Annotated in this window: 19 protein-coding genes; 13 read left to right on the forward strand and 6 right to left on the reverse strand. The window is 63.4% G+C overall.

All coding sequences use genetic code 11. The features are described from left to right. Positions 1-127 precede the first annotated feature (127 nt). From murJ to HGP13_RS00960, 4 genes are all read left to right on the forward strand, one after another. Positions 128-1,726 carry a murein biosynthesis integral membrane protein MurJ gene (gene murJ / locus HGP13_RS00945; protein ID WP_172220269.1) on the forward strand — a complete coding sequence of 533 codons (1,599 nt, stop codon included), beginning with the start codon at positions 128-130 and terminating at the stop codon, positions 1,724-1,726. Between the two features lie 170 nt (positions 1,727-1,896). Further along, positions 1,897-2,964: a tryptophan--tRNA ligase gene (gene trpS, locus HGP13_RS00950; RefSeq protein WP_172220271.1), complete on the forward strand. Its 1,068-nt coding sequence runs from the start codon at positions 1,897-1,899 to the stop codon at positions 2,962-2,964. Between the two features lie 104 nt (positions 2,965-3,068). Further along, a complete protein-coding gene (locus HGP13_RS00955; RefSeq protein WP_010913128.1) occupies positions 3,069-3,560 on the forward strand; it encodes a universal stress protein in 492 nt (163 codons plus the stop codon). A 146-nt stretch (positions 3,561-3,706) separates the two neighbouring features. Further along, entirely contained in the window at positions 3,707-4,276 is a 570-nt protein-coding gene (locus HGP13_RS00960; protein WP_172220273.1) for a NifU family protein, read from the forward strand. Between the two features lie 176 nt (positions 4,277-4,452). Here the strand turns inward: HGP13_RS00960 and HGP13_RS00965 are convergent, their stop codons facing one another. Beyond that, entirely contained in the window at positions 4,453-5,070 is a 618-nt protein-coding gene (locus HGP13_RS00965; RefSeq protein WP_172220276.1) for a L,D-transpeptidase, read from the reverse strand. 226 nt (positions 5,071-5,296) lie between these two features. Between HGP13_RS00965 and cueR the strand changes: the two genes are divergently transcribed. Together cueR and HGP13_RS00975 are read left to right on the forward strand one after the other, a co-directional pair. Next, entirely contained in the window at positions 5,297-5,710 is a 414-nt protein-coding gene (gene cueR / locus HGP13_RS00970; protein WP_172220279.1) for a Cu(I)-responsive transcriptional regulator, read from the forward strand. 998 nt (positions 5,711-6,708) lie between these two features. After that, positions 6,709-7,209 carry an MmcB family DNA repair protein gene (locus HGP13_RS00975; protein WP_172220282.1) on the forward strand — a complete coding sequence of 167 codons (501 nt, stop codon included), beginning with the start codon at positions 6,709-6,711 and terminating at the stop codon, positions 7,207-7,209. A gap of 24 nt (positions 7,210-7,233) precedes the next feature. Here the strand turns inward: HGP13_RS00975 and nhaA are convergent, their stop codons facing one another. The 5 genes from nhaA to HGP13_RS01000 form a co-directional block, all read right to left on the reverse strand. Further along, entirely contained in the window at positions 7,234-8,430 is a 1,197-nt protein-coding gene (gene nhaA / locus HGP13_RS00980; protein WP_172220285.1) for a Na+/H+ antiporter NhaA, read from the reverse strand. Between the two features lie 20 nt (positions 8,431-8,450). After that, positions 8,451-9,014 (reverse strand): ActR/PrrA/RegA family redox response regulator transcription factor, encoded by a 564-nt coding sequence (locus HGP13_RS00985; RefSeq protein WP_010913121.1) that lies wholly within the window; start codon positions 9,012-9,014, stop codon positions 8,451-8,453. Between the two features lie 64 nt (positions 9,015-9,078). Next, positions 9,079-10,410: an ActS/PrrB/RegB family redox-sensitive histidine kinase gene (locus HGP13_RS00990; RefSeq protein ID WP_172220288.1), complete on the reverse strand. Its 1,332-nt coding sequence runs from the start codon at positions 10,408-10,410 to the stop codon at positions 9,079-9,081. Between the two features lie 26 nt (positions 10,411-10,436). Continuing rightward, the gene (hrpB, locus tag HGP13_RS00995) at positions 10,437-12,899 is read right to left on the reverse strand and encodes an ATP-dependent helicase HrpB (RefSeq protein ID WP_172220291.1); all 2,463 of its coding nucleotides are present in this window, start codon (positions 12,897-12,899) and stop codon (positions 10,437-10,439) included. 47 nt (positions 12,900-12,946) lie between these two features. After that, positions 12,947-13,837 (reverse strand): DMT family transporter, encoded by an 891-nt coding sequence (locus HGP13_RS01000; protein ID WP_172220294.1) that lies wholly within the window; start codon positions 13,835-13,837, stop codon positions 12,947-12,949. A 24-nt stretch (positions 13,838-13,861) separates the two neighbouring features. Here HGP13_RS01000 and HGP13_RS01005 point away from each other — a divergent pair, with 24 nt between their 5' ends. The 7 genes from HGP13_RS01005 (at position 13,862) to HGP13_RS01035 (ending at position 20,471) form a co-directional block, all read left to right on the forward strand. After that, a complete protein-coding gene (locus tag HGP13_RS01005) occupies positions 13,862-14,560 on the forward strand; it encodes a PIG-L deacetylase family protein (protein WP_172220297.1) in 699 nt (232 codons plus the stop codon). A gap of 233 nt (positions 14,561-14,793) precedes the next feature. Then, positions 14,794-16,125: an ABC transporter substrate-binding protein gene (locus tag HGP13_RS01010; RefSeq protein WP_172220300.1), complete on the forward strand. Its 1,332-nt coding sequence runs from the start codon at positions 14,794-14,796 to the stop codon at positions 16,123-16,125. A gap of 127 nt (positions 16,126-16,252) precedes the next feature. Further along, complete coding sequence (locus HGP13_RS01015; RefSeq protein ID WP_172234574.1) at positions 16,253-17,200, forward strand: sugar ABC transporter permease; 948 nt, start codon at positions 16,253-16,255, stop codon at positions 17,198-17,200. Continuing rightward, positions 17,197-18,147, forward strand: a complete 951-nt coding sequence (locus tag HGP13_RS01020; protein ID WP_096453068.1) for a carbohydrate ABC transporter permease — start codon at positions 17,197-17,199, stop codon at positions 18,145-18,147. Before HGP13_RS01015 ends, HGP13_RS01020 begins: the two co-directional genes overlap by 4 nt. Continuing rightward, positions 18,144-18,350: a hypothetical protein gene (locus tag HGP13_RS01025; RefSeq protein ID WP_172220303.1), complete on the forward strand. Its 207-nt coding sequence runs from the start codon at positions 18,144-18,146 to the stop codon at positions 18,348-18,350. Before HGP13_RS01020 ends, HGP13_RS01025 begins: the two co-directional genes overlap by 4 nt. A 2-nt stretch (positions 18,351-18,352) precedes the next feature. Beyond that, entirely contained in the window at positions 18,353-19,465 is a 1,113-nt protein-coding gene (locus tag HGP13_RS01030) for an ABC transporter ATP-binding protein (RefSeq protein WP_172220306.1), read from the forward strand. Beyond that, a complete protein-coding gene (locus HGP13_RS01035; RefSeq protein ID WP_172220308.1) occupies positions 19,458-20,471 on the forward strand; it encodes an ABC transporter ATP-binding protein in 1,014 nt (337 codons plus the stop codon). Before HGP13_RS01030 ends, HGP13_RS01035 begins: the two co-directional genes overlap by 8 nt. The last annotated feature ends 55 nt before the right edge of the window (positions 20,472-20,526 follow it).

A 20,526-nucleotide genomic window follows, 5' to 3' on the forward strand; every position in this document is an offset into this window, starting at 1 on the left:
AATCCCTAGAGCTGTTCACCGTTTCACGGAAACGGCGAACAGCTCTAAGTCTTCGTTTCAACGCAATTCCAGGCGGAAAACCGCTTCACACTTTTCCTGGAATTGCTCCAAGGCAGTCTTCGAACGCATGAGCCTCGTCAAGAAATTCGCCACCGTCGCTTCCGGCACGCTGATGAGCCGCGCGCTCGGTTTTGGCCGCGAGATGCTGATGGCGGCAGCACTCGGCACCGGACCGGTGGCCGACGCCTTCAACGCCGCCTTCCAGTTTCCCAACACCTTTCGCCGGCTGTTCGCCGAAGGCGCCTTCAACGCAGCCTTCGTGCCGCTGTTTGCCAAGGAGATCGAAACGCACGGCACCGACGGCGCCAAACGCTTCTCCGAGGAAGTGTTCGGCGTGCTGTTTTCGGCGCTTCTGGCGCTGACCATCGTCATGGAACTGGCGATGCCGCTGATCGTGCGCTACCTGGTGGCGCCGGGCTTTGCCGACACGCCGGGCAAGTTCGAGACGACCGTCGCACTGGCGACGATCATGTTCCCGTATCTGATCTGCATGTCGCTTGCCGCCATGATGGCGGGCATGCTGAATTCGCTGCGCCGTTATTTCGCGGCTGCCATCGCGCCGGCGTTCCTCAACATCATCCTGATCAGCGTGCTGGGCTATGCCTGGTACCATGGGCTGGATGCCCGTGCTGTCGGCTTCAGCCTGTCCTGGGGCGTGCTGGCGGCGGGCCTCGTGCAACTTGCCATCGTCTGGGTGGCGGTTCGCAATGCCGGCATCTCGATCGGTTTCCGCCGCCCGAAGATGACGCCGAACGTCAAGCGCCTGCTGATCCTGGCGTTGCCGGCGGCGATCACCGGCGGCATCACCCAGATCAACCAGCTGATCGGCACGGCGATCGCGTCGGCGCAAGACAGCGCGGTGTCCTCCCTCGCCTATGCCGACCGCGTCTATCAGTTGCCGCTCGGTGTCGTCGGCGTGGCGGTGGCGATCGTGCTGTTGCCGGAGCTGTCGCGGGCGCTAAAATCAGGCAATCTCATCGAGGCGGCCAATCTGCAGAACCGCTCGGTCGAGTTCACCTTGTTCATGACCTTGCCGGCGGCGGCAGCGCTCTGGGTGATGGCGGAGCCGATCGTGCGGCTGGTCTATGAGCGCGGCGCGTTCGCCGCCAACCATTCGACCCCGACGGTGGCGGCGATCCTGGCGATCTTCGGTCTCGGCCTGCCGGCCTTCGTGCTGATCAAGGCCTTTACCCCCGGCTATTTCGCCCGCGAGGACACCCGCACGCCGATGATTTTCGCCGCCATCTCGGTGGCGGTGAACGTCGCCACCGCGCTGACGCTGTTTCCCAGGATGGGCGCACCCGGCATTGCCGTCGCCTCAGCCGTGGCCGGCTGGGTCAACGCGCTGATGCTGCTTGCCGTCTTGATCCGGCGCGGCCATTGGGGCCGCGATGTGCCGCTCCTGAAACGCATTCCCCGGCTGGTGCTGTCGGCCGCGGTGATGGCGGTGGCGCTGTATTTCGCCGAGCACTATTTCGCCGCAAGGCTCGGGCCGGGCTCGCCGCTGGTCATCAAGGCAACGACGGTGCTTGGCCTCGTCGCCGGCGGCGCTGCGCTCTACTTCATCACCGCCTTTGCCACTGGCGGCGCCGATTTCGGCATGATCCGGCGCAATGTCGGGCGCAAGGGAGTGCCGCCGGCCGCAAAGACCGGCATCGACGACTAGAGCCCCAATCGACCTATAGCTCCATCTTGATCGCGGCGGCGTCTTCGTCCATAAGCGCGCCGTCGCAAGACTTTCGCCGCGCGCGGTTTCCAGCCGCATGATTGGCTCGAAAAAGTCTGCACCTTTTTGGAATCATGCTTATACGGCCCTCCACAAGCCATGAGGAACCCATGTCCGCCTTCAAGCCCCTTGTCTTCTCCGGCGTTCAGCCGACCGGCAATCTGCATCTTGGCAATTATCTCGGCGCCATCAAGAAGTTCGTCGCCCTGCAGGACACCTCTGACTGCATCTATTGCGTCGTCGACCTGCATTCGCTGACCGCGCAGCTGGTTCATGACGACCTTGCCGACCAGACGCGCTCGATCACCGCGGCGTTCCTCGCGTCCGGCATCGACCCGAAGAAGCACATCGTCTTCAACCAGTCGCGGGTGATGCAGCATGCCGAGCTCGCCTGGATCTTCAATTGCGTCGCGCGCATCGGCTGGATGAACAAGATGACGCAGTTCAAGGACAAGGCCGGCAAGGACCGCGAAAATGCCTCGCTGGGCCTGCTCGCCTATCCCTCGCTGATGGCTGCCGACATCCTGCTCTATCGCGCAACGCATGTTCCGGTGGGCGAGGACCAGAAGCAGCATCTGGAGCTGACCCGCGACATCGCGCAGAAATTCAACAATGATTTTTCGGGCCGCATCGCCCGCCTTGGCGTCGGCGTCGAGATGCAGGTCGGCGAGGAGACGGTGAACGGCTTCTTCCCGATCACCGAACCGGTCATTGGCGGCCCGGCGGCGCGCATCATGAGCCTGCGCGACGGGTCGAAGAAGATGTCGAAGTCGGACCCGTCGGACCTGTCGCGCATCAATCTCACCGACGATGCCGACACCATCTCGAAGAAGATCCGCAAGGCCAAGACCGATCCGGAAGCCTTGCCTGGTGAAGTCGACGGGCTGGAAAGCCGGCCGGAGGCGGAAAACCTGGTCGGCATCTATGCCGGGCTGGCCGAGATGTCGAAGGCCGACGTGCTGAAGGAGTTCGGCGGCCAGCAGTTTTCGGTGTTCAAGCCGGCGCTGGCCGACCTTGCGGTGGAGAAACTGGCGCCGATCGCCGGCGAGATGCGCCGCATCGAAGGCGACCGCGTCTATGTCGACGCGGTGCTCAGGGACGGCGGCGAACGCGCCGGCGTGCTCGCAGAAACGACGATGAAGACCGTGCGTGACATCATCGGGCTGCTGCAGGGCTGATCCGTATCGTCAGTGCAGCGCACCATACTGGCATAAGGCCGGCGGCTTGCCGCCGGTCTGCCGCGGTGGCAGATTGCGGCCGAAATGACACCAGGTAGATAGACATGGTCTCCAAACGCCTCAGCCGCGAAGCCGGTCATCGCAGGAAATTCCTGACGATCATCGACGATACGCCCGAGTGCGAGCGCGCCGTCGCCTACGCCTCGAAGCGAGCGCAGAGCACCAGCGGTACGCTGGTGCTGCTCTATGTCATCGTGCCGGACGATTTTCAGCACTGGCTGGGCGTCGAGAAGATCATGCGCGAAGAGGCGAACGCCACGGCGCGCGCGGCCCTCGACGGCTACGCCAACAAGGTGCGCCAGAAGCTCGGCATCGAGCCGGAGATGGTGGTGCGCGAAGGCAAGCCGACGGAAGAGATCCACAAGCTGATCGAGGAAGACCAGGACATCGCCATTCTGGTGCTGGCGGCCGGTGCCGGCAAGGAAGGCCCCGGACCGCTGGTCGGCGCCGTGGCCGGCAAGGGCGCCGCCTTCCCCATTCCGGTCACAGTAGTGCCGCAGAATCTGTCGGACGAGGAGATCGACAGCCTCGCCTGAAGCCCGCCAGGGATTCTGTTCCCCAGCCAGCAAAATCATTCCGCCAGAGAGCCGTTCGCGCGACGCGTTTCGCTTGAATGTCCAGCCGATAGAGCCTATTTAGAACTATTCCAAACTATCTGCCCGAAACGGGCACGGAGACGGCCATGTTCATCCAGACCGAATCGACGCCCAATCCTGCGACGCTGAAATTCCTGCCCGGCAAGGAAGTGCTGCTCGAAGGCACCGCCGATTTCCGTGATGCGGACAGTGCGGCAACGGCCTCGCCGCTGGCCGGCCGGCTGTTCGAAATCCCGGGCGTTACCGGCGTTTTCTTCGGGTATGATTTCATCACCGTGACCAAGGACGGCCCCGACTGGCAGCACTTGAAGCCGGCGATCCTCGGCGCCATCATGGAGCACTTCATGTCCGGCGCGCCGGTCATGGCCAAGGCCGGCCCGGCCGCCGAGACCAGCCAGACAGGCGAATTCTACGACAAGGCGGACGAGGAACTCGTCATCACCATCAAGGAATTGCTCGACACCCGCGTGCGCCCGGCGGTGGCCCAGGATGGCGGCGACATCACTTTCCGCGGCTTCGAGAACGGCACCGTGTTCCTGCACATGAAGGGCGCCTGCGCCGGTTGCCCGTCATCGACGGCAACGCTGAAACACGGCATCCAGAACCTGCTCCGGCATTTCGTGCCCGAAGTGCAGCAGGTCGAACAGGTTTCCTGAATCTTCCGCGCCTAGCCCGGCCTGTCGGTATGTGGGCGCGGCCTGAAACATCCCATCCGTAGAACAACAAAAAACCGGGCCGAATTGCCCGGTTTTCTGTTTGGGACGTCCGTTGTTGCCTAGACGGTCCGCGTACGAAACGTGTCTGACCATGATCCCGCAAGGGATCGTGGTCCTTACATCACGATGACCTTGGCGCCGACCGAGGCGCGGTCATAGAGATCGATGATGTCCTGGTTCATCAGCCGGATACAGCCAGACGACATCGCCTTGCCGATCGAATTCCATTCCGGGCTGCCGTGCAGCCGGTAACCCATGTCGCCACCCTTGTTGAACAGGTACATGGCGCGCGCGCCGAGCGGGTTCTTCAGGCCCGGCTCCATGCCATCGGCGAACTTCTCCAGTTCCGGCTGGCGCCTGATCATTTCACGGGGCGGCGTCCAGGTCGGCCATTCGCGCTTCAGCGCGATATGGGCGGTACCATGCCACTCGAAGCCCTCGCGGCCGACACCGATGCCGTAGCGGATGGCCAAGCCGTCGCCCTCGACGAAGTAGAGGAACTTGTTTTGCGTATCGACGATAATGGTGCCGGGCTTTTCCTTAGTGTCGTAATTGACTTCCTGCCGGTGGAACTGCCTCGGCACTTTTTCGATCGGAATGCGTGGCAGTTGGTAGCCAGCATCGGTCACCGCGCCGTAGTCGTTGGAGAAGATCTGCCCGCCAATGGTGCTGCAACCGGCGATGGCAGTGGATAGCGCCAATGCGGCAATTATTGCAAGCGACTTCATGCGCATGAGATGATCCGGAGCCCCGCCCAAAGGTCAGCGGCACGAGTCGGCCGCCTTCTTGCCATCATTCATGCTGGCATTTGCTTTGCTTGCCAAGCGCACGATGCCTATATGCGGGAACTTACCTGCTGGTAAGCGTATCACTATGGCATTTCGGCAACAGCCCTCACCGGATTGTGAAGTAAATTCAATGGGGGCGACATCAAACGGTTACCTGGAATCGAGGATCAGCATGAATGTCGGCGACGCCGCCCACCGTTCAGGCCTGCCGGCCAAGACCATCCGTTACTATGAGGAGATCGGCCTGATCGCGCCGGCACGCGCCGCCAACGGCTACCGCGATTATTCCGGCGACGACATTCATCGGCTGGCCTTCCTGCGCCGCGCGCGCAACCTCGGCTTTTCCATCGACGATTGCCGCCAGCTGATGGCGCTATACCAGGATCGCGGCCGCGCCAGCCACGACGTGCGCGAGATCGCCGCCGCCCATGTCACGGCGATCGAGGAGAAGGTGCGCGAGTTGCAGTCGATGCGCACGACCCTGCAGAAACTGATCCATGCCTGCCATGGCGACAACAGGCCGGACTGCCCGATCCTGGATGACATGGCAGGGGCTGCGCCGTCTGGCGAAAGGGCCGTTTCATAGCAAGGGCTGGCGGAAGTCAAAACCTTGAGGAAGTCCGGCCAGGTCTGGTGGAACAAGGGACTTCAGTCTTATTTGCGCTATTGCTAATATAAATATAGTTTGATCGACGCGGGGACAATCACACCCAAAGCCCACACCCGCAATGGCCGGTGCAGCCCCCTATAAACCCAAAGCCAAGCTGTGCCGGCCATTTCGCCCGCCATATGCGCGATCACGGAAGGCAGCTTCAGGCCGGCCCGCTTTGCACATTTGACAAACCGCTGGCGCGTGAGCGATCGCGCCCTGAATGCGCCGCCTGTCAGTCCCCCGATAGGAACGACCCGGCACGCTCAGTCGGGGGGACATGGGGTCGTGCCGGGTCGTTGCGGGTCAGGCTTTTGGGATCGTCTCCCGCACGACCAAGCTATATACATATTAGGAATAGCTCAATTAAGACTGAAGTCCCGTCCACGGACTGCTCAGTTGTGAGGGCAGCACCTGCCCTAGCGCTGCTCCATGGGGATGAGTCGACTTCATTGCTACTGGCTAGCAGTTCCTACGGTCTCCAATCGGTCACCTATCGAAGGCGATTGTATATTTGAGAGGCCCGATACACCCAAAAGAAGTCTGGATCGGTTCTTGAAGGCTTGATTTGAAGGGCATACCGTCAATTCAAGGGGCTTGGGTGACGCAATGTTGAACGACGATAAGGGCGAGCGGCTTTGGGCTTTAGACCTTGATGCTCTGCGCAAGGCCTTCGAAACATACGTTCGAGAGCACAAAACAACGGCTGCGGAGTGGGGGGAACACGCCAAGCGGTTCCTCGAAAAACAAAGAGTTCGCCAGGGTGACTCGCGCTGATCCCCGGCCGTAGGGCCGGTCCTGTGGTATTCTACTGGATAGACTCGACTTCCTCCTTCTGCTTCCCTGGCGTCCATTCGGTCGTAGGTTTGTCAACCATAGAATCGCCTATCGCAAAGGGGTTCAAACCGTGAACAAAATCTGGCATGGTGGCTGCCATGCCGATCATTTCTCCCATCGCAATCAATCCCCTCATCGACGGTCGCCAGTCCGAACGCGCCATGCTGGTGCGGCGCGGCGTGCAGCGGCTGCTGATGCAAATGGGCGCGCATGTGTTGCCTGAACTGTCGCTGGCCACCGGCCGCCGCGCCGACCTCGTGGCGCTGACCCGGCAGGGCGACATCTGGATCATCGAGATCAAATCCTCGATCGAGGATTTCCGGGTCGACCGCAAATGGCCCGACTACCGGCTGCACTCCGACCGCTTCTTCTTTGCCACCCATCCCGGCGTGCCGGCGGAAATCTTCCCGGAAGAGTGCGGCTTCATCCTGTCCGACGGCTACGGCGCCGAGATCCTGCGCGACGCGCCGGAGCATCGCATGGCGGCGGCCACGCGCAAGGCGCTGATGCTGCGCATTGCCCGGGCCGGTGCCTCGCGGCTGCTGGCGGCCGAACTGGCCGGTGTGTCGGTGCCGGCGCTGGAAGGGGAGAGCGAGTAGTTCGCAGAACCTGGGTCCTCGCCCCTACTCCGTCTCTTCCTCCACTCCACCCGCGGCCGGCGCCATCAGCAGCACGGCAGCGCCGAGTATGGCGGCGATGAAGGAGCCGGCAAGGATGCCGACCTTGACCGCGTCCTGCAGGGCTACATCGCCGGCGAAAGCGAGCAGGCCGATGAACAGGCTCATGGTGAAGCCGATGCCGCAGAGCAGCGAGATACCGACCATGTGCGACCAGCCGGCATGGGCCGGCAGATCGGCCAGGCCGAGCCGGATTGCAAGCGCGGAGGAGCCGAACACGCCGACCAGCTTGCCGACCACGAGGCCGGCGGCGACACCTAGCGTCAACGGCTCGATCAGCGCGCCAAAACTGAGGCCGGCGAGCGAAACGCCGGCATTGGCGAAGCCGAAGATCGGAATGACGAAAAACGGCACGATCTTGTGCAGGCCATGCTCGAGCCGGTGCAGCGGCGAGTGGTCGAGATCGTGGCCGATCCCGGCGGAGCGTTCGAGCGGAATGGTAAGCGCCAGCGCGACACCAGCAAGCGTGGCATGGACGCCCGATTTCAGCACCAGCACCCACAATACGGCGCCGAGCACGAGATAAGGCACCAGCGTCATCACCCGAATGCGGTTGAGCACGATAAGCACGGCAATGACGGCGAAGGCGGCGCCGAGATAGGCCAGCGACAGGCCGCTGGTGTAGAAGATGGCGATGATGATGACGGCGCCGAGGTCATCGATGATGGCAAGCGCGGTCAGGAAGACTTTCAGCGAGGCCGGCACGCGGCTGCCTAGCAGCGACAGAACGCCAAGCGCGAAGGCGATGTCGGTCGCGGTCGGGATCGCCCAGCCGGACAGGGCTGGCCCGTTGTTGCGGTTGATGGCGACATAGACCAGTGCCGGAACCACCATGCCGCCGGCCGCCGCGATGCCGGGCAGCACGCGGCGCGGCCAGGTCGACAGCTGGCCGTCCAGCATCTCGCGCTTGATCTCCAGCCCGACGAGCAGGAAGAACACCGCCATCAGCCCGTCATTGACCCAATGCGAAACACTGAGCGGGCCGAGATAGGCATGGAGAACGGAGAAATAGGTTTCCGCGAGCGGCGAATTGGCGACGATCAGCGCAAGCGCCGCCGCCACCATCAGGATAATGCCGCCAGCCGCCTCGCCGTCGAGAAATTCGCGGAAGACGGAAACCGGCCGCTGTTTCAGATCCTGCATGTCGCCTCCGCTGCTCAGTCTCAGCGTGGCGCGCGCTTGGCCAGGATCCGCTGCAGCGTGCGGCGGTGCATGTTGAGCCGGCGAGCGGTTTCGGAGACGTTACGCTCGCACATTTCGTAGACGCGCTGGATGTGTTCCCAGCGCACGCGGTCGGCCGACATCGGATTTTCCGGCGGCGCGGCGCGCTCGCCCGAGGTGCGGGTGAGGGCAGCAAAGATGTCGTCGGCATCGGCGGGCTTCGACAGATAGTCGACGGCGCCAAGCTTCACTGCGGTCACCGCGGTGGCGATGTTGCCGTAGCCGGTCAGGATGATGGTGCGGGAATCCTCGCGCTTCTCGCGGATGGCGGCGACGACATCGAGGCCGTTGCCATCGCCGAGCCGCATATCGACCACGGCGTAGGCCGGCGGATTGGCGCGCGCCTTGCCCACGGCCTCCTCGACGCTCTCGGCGGTCTCGACCACGAAGCCCCTGGTTTCCATGGCGCGGGCTAGCCGGGTGAGGAACGGCTTGTCGTCATCGACGATCAAAAGCGAGGTGTCCTCGCCTTCAACCATTGCGCCAATATTTTCATCGCCTGTCATCGTCTTAGAAATTCCTGCTGCCTTAATTTTACGCAGATATAGTTTTGCGCCGCTATTGTCCAATTTACGCAATGTCAAACATGGTGGCCGGGGCCGTTTCCGGGTTCAGGAACACCGTTCTCGGCCACGAAATCTGTACCACGGCGCCCTCGCCCAGGCCGCTCGAATTGCGGAAATCGAGTGTGGCGCCCGAGCGTTCGAGCAGCGTCTTGGCAATGAACAGGCCGAGCCCCAGGCCGCCGCCGGCTTCATTGCCCTGGCGCGTCGACATATAGGGCTCGCCGATACGGTCGATGATCTCGGGCGGAAAGCCGGGGCCGTCGTCGATGATCGAAAAGGTGACGGCGGCCTCGTCCCAGCTCCAGCGCACGGTGACGCTCTTGCGGGCGAAATCGACGGCGTTTTCGACCAGATTGCCAAGGCCGTAGATGACCCCCGGATTGCGGCGCCCGACCGGCTCGGGCCCGGTGCGCTCGCCCGGGCGAAGCTTGATGGAGATGCCGAAGTCGCGATGCGGCGCGGTGACCTCCTCGACCAGCGAGGTCAGCGGCAGGCGGGAAAGATGCGCCTCGCCCTCGGACGACAGGCTGGTCAGACGTTTGAGGATTTCGCGGCAACGCTCGCTTTGCGAGCGCAGCAGCTTCACGTCTTCGCCGTATTTCGGGTCGCTGCCGAGCGCCTTTTCCATTTCCTTGGCGACGAGCGTGATGGTGGCGAGCGGCGTGCCAAGCTCATGCGCCGCCGCCGCCGCCAGGCCGTCGAGCGCCGAAAGGTGCTGTTCGCGCTGCAGCACCAGTTCGGTGGCGGCAAGCGCATTGGCCAGAAGACGCGCTTCGGCGGCCACCCGGAAGGCGTACATGGCGGTGAAGGCGATCGAGGAGAGCACCGCCATCCACATGCCGGCGACATAGATGAAAGGCATGGCCAGCGGCGCGCCTTCATACCAGGGCAACGGCAGATGGATGAAAACCAGCAAGGTTGCCGCTATCATCACCAATCCGCCAAGGAGAGCTGTCAGGCGCAGGGGCAGCGAGGTCGCCGAAATAACGACAGGCACGGTCATCAGCAGCGAGAACGGATTGGTCAGGCCGCCTGTCATGTAGAGCAGGCCGGCGAGTTGCAGGCTGTCGAAGATCAGGATGCCGAAGGCGGCGAACGGGGTGAGCCGGTGCGCGGCCGGAAAGCGAAAGGCCAGGAACAGGTTCATCCAGGCCGAACAGGCGATCAGGGCGAAGCACAGGCTCACCGGCAACGGGAATTTCAGACCATAGGCGACGACGAGCACCGTTACGCTCTGGCCGACAATGGCCAGCCAGCGCAGCCGGATCAGCGTGTTCAGGCGCAGTCTCTGGCTCTGCTGGAAATCGGGCGAACGCAAAACGTTAATCATGGCCATGGATTACAGGCGTAAGGCGCCCAAGGCTAGGTCCCGCGCGGCTTGGCGCGGGCGGTGGCGGCGGCGAGCAGCGGGTTTTCCGGCCAGACATGCTTGGGATAGCGGCCACGCATGTCGGCGCGCACATCGGCCCAGGAGCCGCGCCAGAAGCCGGGCAGGTCGCGCGTGGTCTGGATCGGCCTGTGTGCCGGCGACAACAGTTCGAGTGTCAGCGGCACCGTGCCATTGGCAATCGAGGGGTGGCGGTCAAGCCCGAACAGCTCCTGCACGCGAACCGCCAGCACCGGCCATTCGCTGTCATAGCGGATCGGCACATGGCTGCCCGACGGGGCGTTGAAATGGGTTGGCGCAAGCGTGTCGACCTTGCGCTGCAGGTCGTGCGGCACGAGCGAGGCCAGGCCGGCCGAGACAATGCCGGGACCGATGGCTGCAAAAGAAGCCGCACCCGACAGGAAGGGTAGCAGCCAGTCGTCAAGGCGCTCAATCAGCGCTTCATCCGACATATCTGGCCAGGGTGCGCCGAGGCCGCGATGCAGCCAGGAGAGCCGCTGGCGCAGCGTCTCGGCCTCCTTGCTCCAGCTCAGCAGCGACAGCCCATGCTCGCGCAAGGCGTCAAGGATGGCGCGGTCGGCCGCGGCGCCTGAAGGAGCCGGCAGCATGCGTTCTGCGAGCGTGATGGCGCCGAGACGAACGGTTTCGCGCACGCGCACGGCGCGGCGCTCGCGGTCAAAGTTCGTTTGCCGGCGTGTTTCGATCCGGTCGGCCAGGGTGGCGCGGATGTCGTCCTCGCCGATCGCCGCCGCTGCCGCTATGCGGGCATTCTGCGCCTTGCCCTGCAGGTCGGCGACAACCAGGAACGGCTCGCCAGCCAGCGGGTCGGCGGCATCGAGCATAGCGCCGGAGCCATTGGCCAACACGAAGCGCCCGCGCTCGCCACGCGCCTTGGCGACGCGATCCGGCCAAGCATGTATAAGCAAAGGACCGGCAGGTACAGCTTCGCTGTTTTTTGTACCCCCGACCTGCCTCGCCAGTCGCTCCGCGAGTTGGCGCGCGGCGGTGGCGCGCGGCGATCTTTCGCCGCGAAAGCGCATCAGCCGCCGTTCGAGATCGGCGCCGTCGCCGCCGAGGCCACGTTCGGCGAGCAGTACGGCCAGCATGGCCGCCTCGCCGGCATGGCCGCTCTTGGCGGCCTCGGCGACCATATGCGCCAGCCGCACGGGCAGAGCGAGCTTGCGCATCGAAGCGCCTGCTTCCGTCAAACGCCCGGCCTCGTCGATGGCATGGAGCGCGCGCAGCAGCACCCTTGCCTCGTTGAGTGCCGGGGCTGGCGGCGGATCGAGGAAGGCGAGCGCCGTCGGGTTGGCGACGCCGAAGGCGGCGCAGTCGAGCAGCAGGCCGGAGAGGTCCGCTTCGAGGATTTCCGGCGGCGTGAAGGCGGGAAGTGCCGATGTCTGCTCGGCGCGCCACAGCCGGATGGCGACGCCGGCTTGCGTGCGTCCGGCGCGGCCGGAACGCTGGTCGGCCGAGGCCCTGCTGACCCGCACGGTTTCCAGCCGCGTCAGGCCGCTTGCCGGCTCGTAGCGCGGCAGGCGCGAAAGGCCGGAATCGATGACGACGCGTACTCCGTCGATGGTGATGGAGGTCTCGGCAATCGAGGTCGCCAGCACCACCTTGCGGCGGCCCGCCGGCGCCGGTTTGATCGCGGCGTCCTGCGCCTTGCCGTCAAGCTGGCCATAGAGCGGGACGATGTCGGTGTCGGCGCCAACCTTGCCAGCCAGCCGCTCGGCGGTGCGCTCGATCTCGCGTTGGCCGGGCAGGAAGGCGAGCACGCTGCCGCTCTCGTCGGCAAGGGCGGCGCGGATCGCCTTGGCCATGGCGTCCTCGATCGGAACACCGGCTGGCCGTTCGTCGTAACGGACATCTACGGGGAAGGCGCGGCCCTCGCTCTCGATCACCGGCGCACCCGACAGGAGTTTCGCGACACGGGCGCCGTCGAGTGTCGCCGACATCACCAGCAGGCGCAGATCCGGCCGCAATGCGCCCTGCACGTCGAGCGCCAGCGCCAGGCCGAAATCGCCGTCGAGCGAGCGCTCGTGGAACTCGTCGAAAATGACCGCCGAAACCCCGGGCAGTTCGGGATCATCGAGGATCATGCGCGCCAGCACGCCTTCGGTGACGACCAATATTCTGGTTTTCGCCGAAGTGCGGTTTTCCATGCGCATGGCATAGCCGACCGTGGCGCCCGGCTCCTCATCCAGCAATTGCGCCATGCGGCGTGCGGCGGCGCGGGCGGCGAGCCGGCGCGGCTCGAGCAGGACGATCTTGCCCGCACCCAGCCACGGCGCACCGAGCAGCGCCAGCGGCACCAGCGTCGTCTTGCCGGCGCCGGGCGGCGCCACCAGCACCGCGCTGTTGCCGGCGCCGAGCGCTGCGCCCAGCGCCGGCAGCACGGCGGATACCGGAAGCTCCGGCAGGGATCCTGTCGTCATCGCGTCCGCATATCAGCGGTCACGGCCACGGTGCAACCGGCGCCGGCTCAAAGTCTGGTCCGCGCAAACGGGTTCCAGCGCACGGTGCCGAGCCGCACCTCCTCACGCACCATGGTCAGCAGGCCGGCCCCACCGACGATCGCGAGGCCGACCAGCGACAGCCAGTCGGGGTACTCCTTGAAGAACAGCGCGCCGAGGATCACCGCCCAGACGATCTGCGAATAATGCGTCGGCGCGATGCGGTTGGCGGGAGCGTATTTGGCGGCGAGCAGTTGCATGAATTGTCCGCCAGCGGTGAAGGCGCCCGCCATGGCCAGCCAGACGAGCTGCATGGCATTCGGCAAGGTGAATGAGGTGGCGGCGGCGCCGACCCCGTTGAACACTAGGCCGTAACCGACAAGCACGCCGAGCATCGATGTGCGCTTTTCCTGTTGCGCGAGCGACCGCAACAGGATGACGCTGGTGGCGGCGAGGAACGCGGTCACGAAGGCGGCCAAATGGCCGAGGTTCAATTCACGAAAACCCGGCCGCACCACCAACATCACCCCGGCAAAGCCGGCAAATACGGCCAGCCACCGCCAGGGACCGACCTTTTCCTTCAGGATGACGGTGGACAGGATGGTAACCAGCAAGGGCGCGAGGAAGATCAGGGCATAGACTTCGGCCAAAGGAATGTGCGTGAAGGCATAGACGCTGAGCACACCGGAAGCGATGCCGGCCCAGGCGCGCGCCTGGACGGCCCATGGCCGCTTCATGCGCCAGAAATCCCGCCAACGCTCACCCGCCGGGCGGGTGAAGAACAGGAAAAAACCGGCAAACAGGGTGCCGAAAAAGCCGATCTCGAAGACGGTGAACTGTCCGCCCAGGCTCTTGATAACGGCATCGCTGCCCGAATAGCTTGCATAGGCGATCAGGGCGAGCAGAATTCCGTTCGTCACGTTTTCATTTCCGGGGGAGAGTGGTTGAAAATATTGGCGCTCGGTGCGCATCCGGACGACATCGAGATCTTCATGTTCGGTACGATGGCGGCCTATGTGGCGCAAGGCGCAGAACTCACTTTTGCCGTGGCCACGGATGGTGCCAGGGGCGGCAAGAGTGATGCCACGGTTCTCGCCCGTGTCCGTCGCGAGGAAGCAATGGCCGCGGCCGCGCTGCTAGGAGCTGCGCCACGCTTCCTCGACTTTCACGACGGCGAACTGGTCGCCGATGCCGCGCTGATCGGCGCGCTGAAAACGCTGATCCGCGAGACCGGACCGGATCTGGTCATCACGCATGCGCCCAACGACTATCACGCCGATCATCGCGCGCTGTCGGACGGCGTGCGCATTGCGGCCTCGTTCGCGGTTCCGGTGCTGCATGCCGACACGATGGGCGGTACCGGATTCTCGCCGACGCACTATGTCGATGTTTCCGCCTACCGGGATATCAAGACGCAGGCGATCCGCGCGCACCGCTCGCAGCGGCCGGAGCAATATGTCGACAGGGCGCGCATCCAGAACGAATTTCGCGCCGGTCAATGCAACGCTGTCCCCGGGTCTCTGGCCGAGGCTTTTCGCTTTGAGCCAACATTTCCCTTCGCCGACATACGCGTCTTGCTGCCGCCCGCGCCGCCGGTTCGACCGGTGACACCACAGACGAGCGTCATCGGTGAGGCCGACTGAGCGGCTGCCGGAGAGACCATCCAGCGGTCATTTCGCAACGATTTCAATCACTCGTTTCGTCATGTTGCGACGCAGCAACGAATTCGCTTGCCTTGTTTAGTAAAAATTGCATCACTAAACAAATTACTAAACATCTGCCGCGCTCCGGCGCCGCCATGTTTGGGCCTCTGAGGAGAGAGGTTAAGGGCTCTTGAAACCGTCATCCGGGCGCGTTTCGCAAATGGGAGGAAGGCATGAAATCGAGCTTGAAACTGGCGTTGGGACTGGCCTCGGCGATGGTTGCGTCGACAGCCGTATCAAACGCCGCGCACGCTGAAGATCTGACACTATGCTGGGCCGCGTGGGATCCAGCAAACGCACTTGTCGAACTGTCCAAGGACTTCACCAAACAGACCGGCATCGGTATGAAGTTCGAATTCGTGCCGTGGACCAACTATGCCGATCGTTTCCTCAACGAGCTGAACTCGCACGGCAAATTGTGCGACCTGATCATCGGCGACAGCCAGTGGATCGGCGGCGCGGCCGAGAACGGCCACTACGTCAAGCTGAACGACTTCTTCGACAAGGAGAAGATCAGCATGGACGATTTCGTGCCGGCGACCGTGGTCGGCTATTCGGAATGGCCGAAGAACACGCCCAACTACTGGGCTCTGCCGGCCATGGGCGACGTCGTCGGCTGGACCTATCGCAAGGACTGGTTCTCCAAGCCGGAGCTGCAGAAGGAATTCAAGGCGAAGTATGGCTGGGATCTCGGCCCGCCGACCACCTTCGACCAGTTGAAGCAGATCGCCGAATTCTTCCAGAAGCGGCAGATCGACGGCAAGACCGTCTATGGCGCCTCGATCTACACCGAGCGTGGCTCGGAAGGCATCACCATGGGCGCCATGGACGTGCTCTACAGCTACGGCTTCCAGTATGAGAACCCGAAGAAGCCCTACGAGATGGAAGGCTTCGTCAATTCGGCCGACTCAGTCAAAGGCTTGGAGTTCTACAAGGCGCTCTATGATTGCTGCACCCCTCCGGGCGCATCGAACAGCTACATGGGTGAAGGCGTCGATGCCTTCAAATCCGGTCAGGTGGCGATGCACATGAACTTCGCCTTCACCTGGCCGGGCCTGCAGAAAGACGAGAATGTCGGCGGCGACAAGATCGGCTACTTCGTCAATCCCAAGGGTCCCGGCGGCGCCCAGTTCGCGCAGCTCGGCGGTCAGGGCATCTCTGTGGTTTCCTATTCCGACAAGCACGAATCGGCGCTGAAATACATCAAGTGGTTCGCAAACAAGGACGTGCAGGCCAAATGGTGGTCGCTCGGCGGCTATTCCTGCCTGAACGCGGTGGTGAATGATGCCAAGTTCCCAGCCAGCCAGCCCTACGCACAGGCCTTCCTCGACTCGATGGCCATCGTGAAGGACTTCTGGGCCGAGCCCAGCTACGCCCCGCTGCTGCAGGCCTCGCAGAAGCGCTTCCACGACTATGTCGTCGCCGGCCAGGGCTCCGCCAAGGATGCGCTCGACGGCCTGGTCAAGGACTGGACCCAGGTCTTCCAGGACGATGGCAAGATGTAACTGGGCCAAAATGTAACCCGGCTCCTCCCGAGCTAGGCCCAAGCGTCCCGTGCCGCCCTTGGCACGGGACGCAGTTCAGATAAATTCCATGACAGAGACGACCCAAGTGACCGAAGCAGGACTTACCATGCTCAATCGGACTGCGGAGAACGTTGCCCGGGCGACCCCGGAACAGTTGGCCCGCAAAGTCCGGGGCGTCAGCGACAGGGGCCTCGCCTGGCTGTTCATCTCGCCGACGATCCTGTTGCTGCTGGCCATCAACATCTTCCCGCTGTTCTGGGCGATCTATCTCTCCTTCACCAATTACCGGGCCAATCGGCCGAACGAGGTGGTGAAGAACCTCGGATTTGCCAACTACCAACGCATCCTCGGCGACCAGGATGTCTGGATCGCCATGCAGACGACGGCGCATTTCGTGTTCTGGACCATCCTGTTGCAGACGCTGATCGGCTTCACGCTGGCCTGGCTGATCGACAGGAAGTTCCGCGGCCACGCCTTCTGGACGACGCTGATCCTGGTGCCGATGATGCTGTCGCCGGCAGTGGTCGGCAATTTCTGGCGTTTCCTCTACGAGCCACAGATCGGCCTGTTCTCTTATGTCATTTCGTTCGTCAGCGGCATTCCACCGACAAGCATCCAGATGCTCTCCAACGTGTCGCTGGCGCCGTGGTCGATCATCATCGTCGATACCTGGATGTGGACGCCCTACGTGATGCTGATCTGCTTGGCCGGACTGCGTTCGATCCCCGAATACATCTATGAGGCGGCCGAAGTCGACCGCGCCTCCAACTGGCGGCAGTTCTGGTCGATCACGCTGCCGATGGCGCTGCCTTTCATCATGCTGGCGGTGCTGTTTCGCGGCATCGAGAACTTCAAGATGTTCGACATGGTCAACCTGCTCACCGGCGGCGGCCCGGGATCGACCACCGAGGTCGCCTCGATCACGCTGAAACGGCAGGCGTTCGAGAGCTGGCGCACCGGCTATTCCTCGGCCTTCGCCATCATCCTGTTCGTCGCGGTGTTCGGCCTCGCCAACATCTATGTCAAGGCGCTCAACAAGGTGAAGCAGAGATGAGCCTGACCACAGCCCACTCGGTCGTTGCCCCTTCGGCCAACTCTAAGCGCATCGCCGGTGCGATCATCATCGCCTATGCGCTGATCTCGATCGTGCCGCTGTTGTGGATCTTCGCCACCAGCTTCAAGACGCCGCCGGATTCGATCGCCTATCCGCCGAAGCTGCTGTTCCAGCCGAGCCTGGAAGGCTATTGCAACCTGTTCACGACGCGGACGCGGCAGACGCCGGAATATATCAACTCGCTAGGCCCGGCGACCGGCTTCTGCGACGAGACCACGCGCAAGCGCAACATGGTGATCGCCGGACCGTCCAACTTCCTGCCGCGCTTCGTCAACTCGCTGATCATCGCCTTCGGCTCGACCTTCTGCGCCGTCTTCCTCGGCACGCTGTCGGCTTATGGTTTCTCGCGCTTCAAGGTGCCGCTGGCCGACGACCTTCTGTTCTTTATCCTGTCGACGCGCTTCATGCCGCCGATCGCGGTCGCCATTCCCATCTACCTGATGTATCGCGAGCTTGGCCTGTCAGACACAGCGCTCGGCATGATCCTGCTCTACACGGCGGTCAACGTGTCGCTGGCGGTGTGGCTGCTGAAAGGCTTCATCGACGAGATCCCGCGCGAATATGAAGAGGCGGCGATGATCGACGGCTATACGCGGCTGCAGGCGTTCTGGCGCACCGTGCTGCCGCAAGCGACCACCGGCATTGCCGCAACGGCGATCTTCTGCCTGATCTTCGCCTGGAACGAATATGCCTTTGCCGCGCTGCTCACCTCTGGCACGGCGCAGACCGCGCCGCCCTTCATCCCGACCATCATCGGCGAAGGCGGCCAGGACTGGCCGGCGGTGGCGGCCGGCACGACGATCTTCCTGGTGCCGATCCTGGTTTTCACCATCCTGCTTCGCAAGCAATTGCTGCGCGGCATCACCTTCGGCGCGGTGCGCAAATGACCATGACCAAGCCCGTGAAACGCAAATCGCGCTGGCCGGTCTGGGCCAGGCGCGGCCTGATGGAAAACATCGCGACGGCGCTGATCGCCATCGGCTTCCTGATGCTGTTCCAGCCCTTCGCGCTGGCGCTCTACACCTATTCCTTCATCACCATGCTTGCCGGCACCGTGATGTTCATCATCGTCTCGAAATTCCCGGAATAATCATGGCCGAAATCCGCGTCCAGCATCTGAGAAAGGCCTTCGGCGATTTCGTCGCCGTGCAGGATTCCAACTTCGTAGTCGAGGATGGCGAGTTCTTCGTCATGCTCGGCCCGTCGGGCTGCGGCAAGACCACGACCTTGCGCGTGATCGCCGGGCTCGAACTGCCGACGGGTGGCGAGATCCTGCTCGGCGGCGACGACGTCACCATGCTGCGGGCACGCGAGCGCGACATCGCCTTCGTCTTCCAGCTGTTCGCGCTCTATCCGCACATGAATGTGCGCAAGAACATTGGCTTTCCGCTGTTGGCGCAAGGCATGCCCTCTGCCGAAATCCGCCAACGCGTCGAAGAGACAGCGAAACTCCTGCGCATCGACCATCTGCTCAATAAATCCGTCTCCGGCCTTGCCGGCGGCGACCGCCAGCGCGTGGCGCTCGGCCGCGCCATCGTGCGGCGGCCAAAGTGCTTCCTGATGGACGAGCCGCTCGGCACGCTCGATACCGAATTCCGCGATTTGATGGTCCACGAACTGCGCGAGTTGCACAACCGCATCCACGCCACCACGGTCTATGTCACGCATGACCAGATGGAAGCGATGTCGATGGCCGACAAGATCGCTGTCATGAACCACGGTGTCATCGAACAGTTCGGCACGCCGCGTGAGATCTATGACCGTCCGGCAACCATGTTCGTCGCTGACTTCATCGGCTCGCCGCCGATGAATTTTCTGGGCTTCGGCGGCGGGCTCACCAAGGGCGCGAAGGAGATTGTCGTCCAGGGCGCGAAAGTCGCGGTGCCGGAGGTGCGCGAGGATATTGCGCCGGCCGACATGGCACTCGGCATCCGGCCCGAACATATCCGCTTCGACGACGCCTCGAAGCTGCGTGGCGCCATCTACGGCACCGAATATCTCGGCACCACGCAGATCGTCGCGGTCGAGACGGCGGACGGCATCATCAAGGCGCGGGTCCCGGCCGAAATCAGGCTCAATGCCGGCGACCATGTCGGCCTGGCATTGAACAGCGCGCGGCTGTCGCTGTTCGACAAGGAGTCCGGCCGCGCGGTGAGAACCGCCGTCCACGATACCGCCTCTCAGGGGAGAGCGCAGCATGGCTGACGTGCACATCAAGAACGTGACCAAGAGCTATGGCGAGCATGTCGCCGTCAACGGTCTCGACCTGCATATTGCGGACGGCGAGTTCGTCGTGCTGCTCGGGCCGACCGGCGCTGGCAAGACAACGACGCTGCGGCTGATCGCCGGGCTGGAACGGCCAGACAGTGGCACCATCGAAATCGGCGGCCACAATGCCACGACGCTGTCGCCGGCCGAGCGCGACACTGCTTTCGTGTTCCAGCAATATTCGCTCTATCCGCATCTGTCGGTGTTCGACAATCTTGCCTTCCCGTTGCGCTCACCGGCGCGGAAAATCCCGGAAGACCAGATCCGCCGGCGTGTCGAGGAGGTGGCGAAGATGGTGCGCATCCATCACAAGCTCGCCAACCGTTCGACCAAATTGTCGGGCGGCGAAATGCAACGCGTCGCCATCGGCCGCGCCCTGGTGCGCAAGCCGGCCATCTACCTGATGGACGAGCCGCTGTCGTCGCTCGACGCCAAGCTGCGCGCGGATCTGCGGCTCGAGCTGAAACGCATCCAGTCCGAAATTGGCGCCACCATGCTCTACGTCACGCACGATCAGATCGAGGCGATGACCATGGCCGACCGCATCGGCATCCTCGCCGACGGCGTGCTGGTGCAAATCGGCTCGCCGCGAACGATCTATTCGGAGCCGGCAAACCTGCATGTCGCGGCAAGGCTCGGCCAGCCGGCGATCAATCTTCTGCCGACCGGCCTGCTGCCCGATGGCGGCGCACCGGCCGGCACCAAGACGATCGGCGCGCGCACCGAACATCTGGCTATCGAAAAGGCTAGGAATGGCCACGCCGACGGTGTCGTCGACTGGGTCGAGCATCTCGGCGACCAGAACCACCTGCATGTGACGGTCGGGCCGAAGAAACTGGTGACGCTGACCGACCCTGACACGGATCTGGCGCAAGGCGACAAAGTGGTGATCCGCTACCGCTCGCCGCTCTATTTCGGCGCCGACGGACAACGACTGATGTGAATGGTTTTCGGCGCTCCCACCAAGGGGCAACACCGCTTTTTGATTGACGATCGCG

Source organism: Mesorhizobium sp. NZP2077 (assembly GCF_013170805.1).
In the GTDB taxonomy this organism is placed as follows: Bacteria; Pseudomonadota; Alphaproteobacteria; order Rhizobiales; family Rhizobiaceae; genus Mesorhizobium.

Bases quoted from the DNA above. Each gene is read 5' to 3' on its own strand.
- HGP13_RS00985 (WP_010913121.1), bottom strand. From the start codon at position 9,014: ATGACAGGCGATGAAAATATTGGCGCAATGGTTGAAGGCGAGGACACC.
- HGP13_RS01030 (WP_172220306.1), top strand. From the start codon at position 18,353: ATGGCCGAAATCCGCGTCCAGCATCTGAGAAAGGCCTTCGGCGATTTC.
- HGP13_RS01035 (WP_172220308.1), top strand. From the start codon at position 19,458: ATGGCTGACGTGCACATCAAGAACGTGACCAAGAGCTATGGCGAGCAT.
- nhaA (WP_172220285.1), bottom strand. From the start codon at position 8,430: ATGCAGGATCTGAAACAGCGGCCGGTTTCCGTCTTCCGCGAATTTCTC.
- HGP13_RS00990 (WP_172220288.1), bottom strand. From the start codon at position 10,410: ATGGCCATGATTAACGTTTTGCGTTCGCCCGATTTCCAGCAGAGCCAG.
- hrpB (WP_172220291.1), bottom strand. From the start codon at position 12,899: ATGACGACAGGATCCCTGCCGGAGCTTCCGGTATCCGCCGTGCTGCCG.
- HGP13_RS01020 (WP_096453068.1), top strand. From the start codon at position 17,197: ATGAGCCTGACCACAGCCCACTCGGTCGTTGCCCCTTCGGCCAACTCT.
- HGP13_RS01010 (WP_172220300.1), top strand. From the start codon at position 14,794: ATGAAATCGAGCTTGAAACTGGCGTTGGGACTGGCCTCGGCGATGGTT.
- murJ (WP_172220269.1), top strand. From the start codon at position 128: ATGAGCCTCGTCAAGAAATTCGCCACCGTCGCTTCCGGCACGCTGATG.
- HGP13_RS00975 (WP_172220282.1), top strand. From the start codon at position 6,709: ATGCCGATCATTTCTCCCATCGCAATCAATCCCCTCATCGACGGTCGC.
- HGP13_RS00955 (WP_010913128.1), top strand. From the start codon at position 3,069: ATGGTCTCCAAACGCCTCAGCCGCGAAGCCGGTCATCGCAGGAAATTC.
- cueR (WP_172220279.1), top strand. From the start codon at position 5,297: ATGAATGTCGGCGACGCCGCCCACCGTTCAGGCCTGCCGGCCAAGACC.
- trpS (WP_172220271.1), top strand. From the start codon at position 1,897: ATGTCCGCCTTCAAGCCCCTTGTCTTCTCCGGCGTTCAGCCGACCGGC.
- HGP13_RS00960 (WP_172220273.1), top strand. From the start codon at position 3,707: ATGTTCATCCAGACCGAATCGACGCCCAATCCTGCGACGCTGAAATTC.
- HGP13_RS01025 (WP_172220303.1), top strand. From the start codon at position 18,144: ATGACCATGACCAAGCCCGTGAAACGCAAATCGCGCTGGCCGGTCTGG.
- HGP13_RS01015 (WP_172234574.1), top strand. From the start codon at position 16,253: ATGCTCAATCGGACTGCGGAGAACGTTGCCCGGGCGACCCCGGAACAG.
- HGP13_RS00965 (WP_172220276.1), bottom strand. From the start codon at position 5,070: ATGCGCATGAAGTCGCTTGCAATAATTGCCGCATTGGCGCTATCCACT.